Origin of the sequence: Sodalis-like endosymbiont of Proechinophthirus fluctus, from assembly GCF_001602625.1 — a bacterium.
In the GTDB taxonomy this organism is placed as follows: domain Bacteria; phylum Pseudomonadota; class Gammaproteobacteria; order Enterobacterales; family Enterobacteriaceae.
In genome coordinates this window covers 2,382-3,829 of record NZ_LECR01000079.1, presented here as the reverse complement: position 1 = coordinate 3,829, position 1,448 = coordinate 2,382, and the positions used below count along the sequence as shown (strand labels likewise).

At 55.7% G+C, this 1,448-nt stretch carries 2 protein-coding genes; both read right to left on the bottom strand.

All coding sequences use genetic code 11. The features are described from left to right. A partial coding sequence (ftsA, locus tag BG74_RS07830; protein WP_244267437.1) for a cell division protein FtsA occupies window positions 1–823 on the bottom strand: 823 nt, incomplete at its 3' end. Continuing rightward, on the bottom strand, window positions 820–1,448 hold a 629-nt coding region (locus BG74_RS07825), incomplete at its 5' end, for a cell division protein FtsQ/DivIB (protein WP_066597657.1). The genes ftsA and BG74_RS07825, both read right to left, overlap by 4 nt.

Genomic DNA, 1,448 nt, shown 5'->3' with positions numbered 1-1,448 from the left:
CGCTCTCGTCCTTGCTGACCACCGATCCCAGTGCACAGCCGTGGCGAACCTTGATCGCCTCGGCGTCGGTGGGCGGCGTGCCGAAGGCATAGGCGATATCGCTCGTGACCACGTTGCCAGCATAGGGAATCACCTTAGTGTGGCGCAGCGCACCGGCGGTATAGACTGCCATATCCATAGTGCTGCCGCCGATATCCACGACGCAAACGCCTAGCTCACGTTCATCTTCCGTCAACACCGCATAGCTTGATGCCAGACCAGCGAAAATCAGTTGGTCAACTTTCAGCCCGCAGCGTTCAACCGCTTTGACAATATTCTTCGCCATATCATTATGGCAGGGAATCAGGTGGACTTTGGCCTGCATCCGAACGCCGGACAGGCCAACCGGATTTTTTATTCCTTCCTGATAGTCAATCGCATAATCCTGTGGGATCACGTGCAAGATACGGTGCTCGTCGCGCACCCGCACCGATTTAGCAATATGCACCACATTTTCGACGTCTTCCTGCGTCACTTCTTCTTCGGAAATCGGCACCATGCCAATTTCATTCTGGCAGCTGATATGTTTGCCGGACAGGGCAAGATACACCGACGCGATCTGGCAATCTGCCATCAACTCTGCCTGATCGATGGCGCGCTGCACGCATTTCACCACCGATTCCAGATCGTTAACGCCACCCTTATCCATGCCGCGCGATGGGCAACTGCCGACACCGATAATATTCACCATACCATCCGGCAGCACCTCCCCTACCATCGCGGCCACCTTGGCCGTGCCGATCTCCAGTCCTACTACCAGTTTTCTGTCCATCGCCTTAATCATTGTTGTTCTGCCTGTGCCTGAGTCCGTTGCCGATTACTATTTCCCGGCTCGATATAGGTCGCATCCCATCCGACGGCCAAGCCTGAGTCATAGCGCAGGTCCACGTAGCTTATGCGTTTATTATCGTTCCGGGCCTGCTGGAGAAGAACCGGATAAATCCCGATAAGGCGCTGTAGGCGCTTGGCTCTGTCGTCCCGGCCCAGCTCCAGCCTGGTATCGTCCCTTAGTGTTAACTGCCACGAATGGCGGGCGCTCATGCTGGCTGCTTTGAGCTGAAACTTTGCGGCCGCCAGCACCTCGTTCATGGTGCGATAACCGGTCAAAACGACTTGCTCGCTGCCTTCCGGGCCATAGAGCATCGGCATGGGATAATTGCCGATGCGTTCCGCCGGCGCGCTGAACACCTTGCCGCTGCCGTCCAACAGATGTAAATCATTCCAGCGCGCTACCGGCACATATTCCACCACATGGATTTTCAACTTGTCCGGCCACTGTTTACGCACGCTAACCTGCTTAATCCACGGCATGCGCTCAATCTGCTGCTGGATGACGTTGACATCCTGTGTCATAAAGGTGCCTGGCTCCCCCAGCGCCAGAATCGCCTGGTGAATATCGTTATTGGTGG